Source organism: Streptomyces sp. UH6 (assembly GCF_013421635.1).
Lineage (GTDB): Bacteria > Actinomycetota > Actinomycetes > Streptomycetales > Streptomycetaceae > Streptomyces > Streptomyces abyssomicinicus.
Map to the genome: position 1 here is coordinate 1 of NZ_JACADT010000236.1, position 7070 is coordinate 7070.

Genomic DNA, 7070 nt, shown 5'->3' on the forward strand with positions numbered 1-7070 from the left:
CGGCGCAGCGCTCGATCACCTGGGCCGGCGACGGTCTGGCGGCGGGATCCTTCGCCACGCACGCCTGCACCAGCGCCGCGAGGCCCTCCTCGACGCCCGCGAGGTCGATCGGCTCGTAGACCGCGCGGTAGCCGACGCTCGCCGCGGGTCCGGTACCGAAGGGCGGCCGCCCGGTGGCCGCGTACGCGATCGTGGCCCCGAGGGCGAAGACGTCGGCGGCGGGCCCGACCTCGTTACGCATCAGCACCTCGGGCGCGGTGAAGCCCGGCGTCCCGGGGCCCGACGCCCCGTCCTCGGTGACGGCGGTCTGCTCCGCGCCGCGCGCGATGCCGAAGTCGATCAGCTGCGGGCCCCGCTGGGACAGGATCACGTTCTGCGGCTTCAGGTCCCGGTGCGTGACCCCGCACGCGTGCACCGCCGCCAGCCCCTCGGCCAGCGCGGCGAAGAGGCCCCGGCAGGTCTCCGCGGGCAGCGGTCCCCGCTCGGCGACGGCCGCGCTCAGCGTGGGGCCCTGGACGTACTCCGTCGCCAGCCAGTACGGCGCCTCGTCCAGGGAGGCGTCGATCAGGTTGGCCGTGTAGGCGCTGCGGACCGCCCGGGCCGTCTCGACCTCACGCCGGAAGCGCAGCAGCGCCTCGGGATGCCCGGTGATCTCCTCCCGCACGACCTTGAGGGCCACCAGGCGGCCACCCGGCGACCTGCCGAGGTACACCTGGCCCATGCCTCCCGCCCCCAGCCGGGCATGAAGGACGTAAGGGCCCAGTGCCGTCGGGTCGTTCACCCTCAACTCGTCCACGGACAAGACAGTGCCACAGACGGCCCGGCGATGCGGAGGGGACGGACATCCCGCGGAGCCGTGCGCCCCCTGCCTCCCTGGACACCGCCCGTGCCCCGCACCGAACGCCCCCGGGGCCGCCGCGTCCGCGCCGCGCCGCACACCCCCGTGCCCGTCACCGCCGGCCGGAACGCGTCGCGCCCGGCACGGCCGAGCGGGGCACGCGCCGGTGCCCCACCCGTGCGCCGCGCCGACCCGAGCGGTCTCGATCATTGCCCATCGCGCCTGACCGTGATACACAAAGTGATCATATGATTACTGGCCGTCAGAACGGGGCGACTTTTACCGCATCCCGTCGCCCCGGCCTCATAACAGCCACACAAAACCAGCCACGCAATGACGCCAAGTCGACATGACAGCACGTCATCGTCGGCGACAATGAGGCCTGTCCTCCGCAACCCGGCGGAGGCCACGCGGAACTACCCAACAGGGGCGGTGAGTTACATGCTTCTTGCAGCTGACGAGGGAGACATCACCACCATCATCGGCGGGATCGCTCCGGACTGGGGCCCCTTCGGCAGCCTGGGCGGCGAGGCGAAGGTGATGATCGAAGTGGTCATGGCCATCGCCATCCTGCTCTGCCTCGGCATCGCCATCTGGGGCGCCGCCAAGCAGCGCATCGGCGCCACCGCACTGCGCGACACGTTCAGCGCGGAACAGGGCAAGGGCCTCATCATCGCCGGCCTCACCGGCGTCTTCATCATCGGCTCACTCGGCACGCTGTTCACCATCGTCTACGGCATGGCCGTCTAGCCGGGCCCGGACCACCCCGCGCACGGCACCCCGTCCAGTCCCGGCCGGAGCGCCCCCGGATGCTTCCGAGACCCCCACATGTCCGCTGTCCCACCGGCTGAGGATGCGTCACCCTGATGTCCAGTCACCACACCGCGCCCGATCGGGGTCCAGGAGGACTACCGTCGTACCTTGGCACGTTCCAGTACGACGAACTCCCGTACGGCGCGACCGAAGGGGCGAACGGCGCATGAGTCTCGGGGACGACTACGGCGACGGTCAGACGCGCACCCGCATGCCGGAGCGGAACGAGCTGCCGCCGCGCAGGGGGCGTGGCGGCGGCAGGTCCTCACGCGGCCTGGTGACGGGCGTGGGCGTGATCGTCCTGCTCATCGCCGCGATCGCCTTCGCCAACCGTGACAGCGACGACACCGCCGGCGGCGACAACGCCCCCGCCACGTCCCCGACCGCCCCCACGGGCGAGCGACCGGTCGCCTCGGGGTTCGCCCACGACGAGCAGGGCGCCCAGAGCGCGGCGGCGAACTACGCGGTCACCCTGGTGTCGGCGGACATCCTCAAGCCCGCCCAGCGGGCGGAAATCGTCCAGCGGCTCTTCGTGGCCGAGAAGCAGGAAGCGCTCGCGGCGAAGTTCGACGCGGCCTACGACGTCACGTTCCTCGAACAGGTCGGGCTCGACGAGAACGGCAATCCCGCTCCGGGACAGACCTACATCTCCCGCACCGTGCCCGTCGGAACCAAGGTGACCGACCACCAGGGTGACCGGGCCACCGTCGAGGTCTGGTGCACAGGCGTGTTCGGCACGGCCGGCGACAGCTCGGTCAACCCTGTCACCAACGACTGGTTCACCATGGAACTCGGGCTGCGCTGGGCCGAAGACGACTGGAAGGTCGAAAGCTTCGCCCAGAAGGAGGGTCCCGCCCCCGTCAACTCCGACAACAAGGTCGCCACCGCCGAGCAGATCTCGAAGGCCGTGGACGAATTCGGAGGGTTCACCTATGCCCGGTAGCTCTCGACGCGTGCTCACCCTCACCGGCGTCATGGCCCCCCTCCATCTGTTCACGTCCCGTGCCGTGGCCGCGCCTTCGCCCACTCCGGCAGAGGACAACTGCGACCTGATCGTCGGCCCCGCCAAGGACTATTGCGAACGCGGCGAGGGCGGCGGCAGCGGTGGCGGCGTGGGCCCAAACAGCGTGCCCGGCGACCCCACCACCGCCCTGGACCCCCTCGCCTCCCTCGCAAGGGGCTTCGCCGACGCCGCCTCCTGGACCGTCACCAAGCTCAGCGAGCTCGTCCAGGAGACGGCCACCGTCGACTTCACCAACCCGCAGTTCCTCAAGCAGTACGCCGTCGTCTTCGCCGCCTCGACCATCCTCACGCTGGTCCTGTGGCTGCTCGCCGTGGCCAAGCGCGCGGTCCGCGGCGTCCCGCTGTCCACCGCGCTCGGCGAAGCCGTCGGCTTCCTCTGGCTGACCGTGCTCGCCAGCGCGTTCACCCCGCTGATCCTCTACACCGTGGTCTCCGCGACCGACGGCGTCACCGACGTCCTGGCCGGTGCCACCGGCGACCAGACCGACGCCTTCTTCGGCACCTTCTCCGACGCCCTCAAGAAGGGCGACGACATGGGCGGCGGCCCGATCATGCTGATCCTGGTCTCCCTGGTCTCCATCGTCGCCGCCGGTCTCCTCTACTTGGAGCTCTACCTCCGCGCCGTCCTGCTCTACGTCGGCGCGCTGCTCGGCGTCGTCGTCTACGCGGGCCTCGTCGACAAGAACCTGTGGGGCCACGTCCGCCGCTGGGCCGGCATCATGATCGCCGTCATCATGGTGAAGCCCGTCATCGTGATCGTCCTCGGCCTGGCCGGAGCGCTCGCCGGCGACGACGGTCCCGACGAGCTGGCCGCGATCGTCTCCGGCCTGGCGATCATCCTGCTGGCCATCTTCGCCAGCGCGATGATCTACCGCTTCGTCCCCGGTTTCGGCGACGAGATCGCCAACAGCCGCAACAACCGCCTGATGCAGGGCGCCGAGAGCAAGGCCGCCGCGGTGATCAGCTCCCCGGCCACCCTGGTCGCCCAGGGCATCAAGACGCACTCCAGCCGCGCCGACAACGGCGGCGGCGCGCCGCGCCCCGCCAACCAGGTCTCCGGCGGCGTCGCCGCCCACGGGTCCCGCGGCGGGGCCGCGGCCACCGCCCCCGCTCCCCGCCCGGCGAGTCCCACCGCCCCGGCGGGCAGCCCCCACGCCTCTGACAGCCGCACCAACCGCACAGGAGGTGAAGCGCGTTGACGACCCACGCACAGGTCCCCCACCCGGTCGCGCCCCGCCGTACGTATCTGATCGGCCGCGCCCGCCCCAACGCGATCATCGGCCGCAACCGGGAGACCGGCGAGATCGCCCTGATCATCGCCGGGGCCTTCCTCGGCATGATGTGCGGTCTGCTGGTTCCGCTGCTCACCCTGCGGATCGTCCTGCTGGCCGGCTTCCCCATGCTGTCGATCGCCGCGGTGTACGTGCCGTACAAGGGCCGCACGATCTACAAGTGGTTCGAGATCAACCGCAGCTACAAGCGCACGGTCCGCGGCCCCAACGCCGTCTACCGCTCCGCCGCCATGGAGGCGGGCACCCGGCTCGACGGGCGTCAGGTCGAGGTCGGCCCGCCCCCCGGCATCGGCCGCATCACCTGGCTGTCCGCGCCCTTCGGTCCCGACGAGATCGCCGTACTGCTGCACGCCGACCGGCGCACCGTCACCGCCGCCATCGAGATCGAGGGCCCCGGCGTGGGCCTGCGCGACAGCGAGGACCAGGAGGCCCTGGTCGACCGCTTCGGCACCCTGCTGAAGCACGTCGCCAACGGCGACGGGTTCGTCACCCGCCTCCAGATGCTGGCCCGCACCCTGCCCGCCGACCCCGACGCGCACGCCAAGGACGTCGCGATGCGCGGTGACGAGCGGTCCCCGCAGTGGCTGCGCCGCTCCTACGACCAGCTCCAGTCCATGGTCTCCACCAGCAGCGAGCAGCACCGCGCCTACCTGGTCGCCTGTATGCACTACAGCCGCGAACTGGCGGCCGAGGCGCACGCCATGGCCCGCGCGGCCCGCCGCGGGCCCGGCCGCAAGCTGGACAAGGACGGCGGCCTCGCCGTCGTGATGGCCAGGGAGCTGACCGACATCTGCTCGCGCCTCCAGGAGGCCGACATCCGGGTCCGCCAGCCGCTCGGCCAGGCCCGCCTGTCGTCGCTGATCCACTCCATGTACGACCCGGACCACCCGATCGACCACATCCAGGCGATGTCCAAGCGCAACGCCTGGCCGGCCGAGCTGGACGCCCGCGAGCCCAACTACCTCCAGGCGAAGACCCGCGAGTCCTCCACCCGCGACCCCTGGTGCCACGCCACCGCCTGGGTCAAGGAGTGGCCGATGACCCCGGTCGGCGTCAACTTCCTCGCCCCGCTCCTGGTCCACACCCCCGACGTGATCCGCACGGTCGCCGTCACCATGGACCTCGAGCCCACCGAGGTCGCCATCGAGCGGATGCTGACCGAGAAGACCAACGACGAGGCCGAGGCCAGCCGCGCCGCCAAGATGAACCGCACCGTCGACCCCCGCGACATGGCCGCCCACTCCCGCCTCGACCAGCGCGGCGAGGACCTCGCCAGCGGCGCCGCGGGCGTCAACCTGGTCGGCTGGATCACCGTCTCCTCCCGCAGCCCCGAGGCGCTCGCCCGGGACAAGCGCACCATCCGCGCGTCGGCCGGCAAGTCGTACCTCAAGCTCGAGTGGTGCGACCGCGAGCACCACCGCGCCTTCGTCAACACGCTGCCATTCGCGACCGGAATCCGAAGGTAGGGGCTGATGCTCTGATGCGGGACCCGCTGTCCGTCCTCACGGAAGCCTTCACGTCGTTCCTGTTCGGCAAGGTGGAGACGACCCGTCTGCCGGTGCGCACCTCCACCGGCCAGGCGCAGGCCGTCTACCTGCCCACCGCCGCGCCCGGACTCGGCGACTCCGGTGTGATCATCGGCCGCGAGGTGTACTCCGGCAAGGGCTACATCTACGACCCGTTCCAGCTCTACGGCCAGCAGCTGCCCGCCCCGCACTGGCTGGTGCTGGGCGAGTCCGGCAACGGCAAGTCCGCGCTGGAGAAGACCTACGTCCTGCGCCAGCTCCGCTTCCGCGACCGTCAGGTCGTCGTCCTGGACGCCCAGGGCGAGGACGGCGTCGGCGAATGGAACCTGGTCGCCCAGGAACTCGGCATAACCCCCATCCGCCTGGACCCGACCGCCGCCCTCGACCACGGCATCCGCCTCAACCCGCTGGACCCGGCGATCACCTCGACCGGCCAGCTGGCGCTGCTGCGCACCATCATCGAGGTGGCCATGGGCCACGGCCTCGACGAGCGCGCCGGCTTCGCCCTCAAGGTGGCCCACGCCTACGTCAACGCCACCATCACGGCCCGCCAGCCGGTGCTCACCGACATCGTCGAGCAGCTCCGCCATCCCAAGCCGGAGTCCGCGGAGGCGATGAACGTCGCCCTGGAGGACGTCCGCGCGTGGGGCCTGGACGTGGCGCTGGTCCTCGACCGCCTGGTCGACGGCGACCTGCGCGGCATGTTCGACGGCCCCACCACGGTCGGCATCGACCTGGACGCGCCACTGATCGTCTTCGACCTCTCGCACATCGACCGCAACTCGATCGCGATGCCGATCCTGATGGCGATCGTCGGCGTGTGGCTGGAGCACACCTGGATCCGGCCCGACCGCAAGAAGCGCATCTTCCTGGTGGAAGAGGCCTGGCACATCATCAACAGCCCGTTCGTGGCGCAGCTCTTCCAGCGCCTGCTGAAGTTCGGCCGCCGCCTCGGCCTGTCCTTCGTCGCCGTGGTCCACCACCTCTCCGACGTGGTGGACGGCGCCGCCGCCAAGGAGGCCGCGGCGATCCTGAAGATGGCCTCCACGCGCACCATCTACGCCCAGAAGGCCGACGAGGCCCGCGCCACCGGCCGTGTGCTGGGCCTGCCCCGGTGGGCGGTCGAGATCATCCCCACCCTGACGCCCGGCATCGCGGTGTGGGACGTCAACGGCAACGTCCAGGTGGTCAAGCACCTGGTGACCGAGAGCGAACGCCCGCTGGTCTTCACCGACCGCGCCATGACCGAGTCGGCCAGCGACCTGGCCGAGGAGGAGCTGTCCGAGGCCCTGCGAGCGGCGGAACTGGAAGCGGAGGAGAGGGCGACCGCCTTTATGCAGCACCAGTACCCCGAGTCCAAGTCGTCGGTGGCCTGACGGTGCCGCCCGAGGAGAAGCGCAACGCCACGCCGGGCGGCCGGGGCGGGCCGGGCGGTCAGGGCGGCGTCCCGGACGGGCTGCTGGTCGGTCTGCTCGCCTTCCTGCTCGGCCTCACCCTGCTGGTGTGGACGGCGACCGGCCTGGCCGCCCTGTTCGCCCACGGGGCCTGGCCGGACGCGGTCACCTTCACGCGCAGCCC

6 protein-coding genes and 1 pseudogene are annotated in these 7070 nt (G+C 71.3%); 6 read left to right on the forward strand and 1 reads right to left on the reverse strand.

Translation table 11 applies throughout. The features are described 5' to 3' along the window. The coding region (locus HW445_RS13970; RefSeq protein WP_180221346.1) for a serine/threonine-protein kinase at positions 1-796 on the reverse strand (796 nt) is incomplete at its 3' end. Positions 797-1279: 483 nt separating this feature from the next. On the opposite strand from HW445_RS13970, the gene HW445_RS13975 reads away from it, so the two are divergent. From HW445_RS13975 to HW445_RS14000, 6 genes and pseudogenes are all read left to right on the forward strand, one after another. Then, positions 1280-1588 (forward strand): hypothetical protein, encoded by a 309-nt coding sequence (locus HW445_RS13975; RefSeq protein ID WP_151774240.1) that lies wholly within the window; start codon positions 1280-1282, stop codon positions 1586-1588. A gap of 229 nt (positions 1589-1817) precedes the next feature. After that, on the forward strand, positions 1818-2594 hold the full coding sequence (locus HW445_RS13980) for a hypothetical protein (RefSeq protein WP_180221347.1): 777 nt from the start codon (positions 1818-1820) through the stop codon (positions 2592-2594). After that, entirely contained in the window at positions 2584-3873 is a 1290-nt protein-coding gene (locus tag HW445_RS13985) for a hypothetical protein (RefSeq protein ID WP_180221348.1), read from the forward strand. The genes HW445_RS13980 and HW445_RS13985 overlap by 11 nt, the downstream gene beginning before the upstream one ends. Beyond that, positions 3870-5432, forward strand: a complete 1563-nt coding sequence (locus tag HW445_RS13990) for an SCO6880 family protein (RefSeq protein WP_180221349.1) — start codon at positions 3870-3872, stop codon at positions 5430-5432. Before HW445_RS13985 ends, HW445_RS13990 begins: the two co-directional genes overlap by 4 nt. A gap of 14 nt (positions 5433-5446) precedes the next feature. After that, positions 5447-6868: an ATP-binding protein gene (locus tag HW445_RS13995; protein ID WP_180221350.1), complete on the forward strand. Its 1422-nt coding sequence runs from the start codon at positions 5447-5449 to the stop codon at positions 6866-6868. A gap of 2 nt (positions 6869-6870) precedes the next feature. Next, positions 6871-7070, forward strand: a pseudogene (locus tag HW445_RS14000) (type VI secretion protein); the annotation flags it as partial.

Excerpts from the sequence above, each read along its gene's own strand:
- HW445_RS13975 (WP_151774240.1), top strand. The coding sequence starts at position 1,280 with ATGCTTCTTGCAGCTGACGAGGGAGACATCACCACCATCATCGGCGGG.
- HW445_RS13980 (WP_180221347.1), top strand. The coding sequence starts at position 1,818 with ATGAGTCTCGGGGACGACTACGGCGACGGTCAGACGCGCACCCGCATG.
- HW445_RS13985 (WP_180221348.1), top strand. The coding sequence starts at position 2,584 with ATGCCCGGTAGCTCTCGACGCGTGCTCACCCTCACCGGCGTCATGGCC.
- HW445_RS13995 (WP_180221350.1), top strand. The coding sequence starts at position 5,447 with ATGCGGGACCCGCTGTCCGTCCTCACGGAAGCCTTCACGTCGTTCCTG.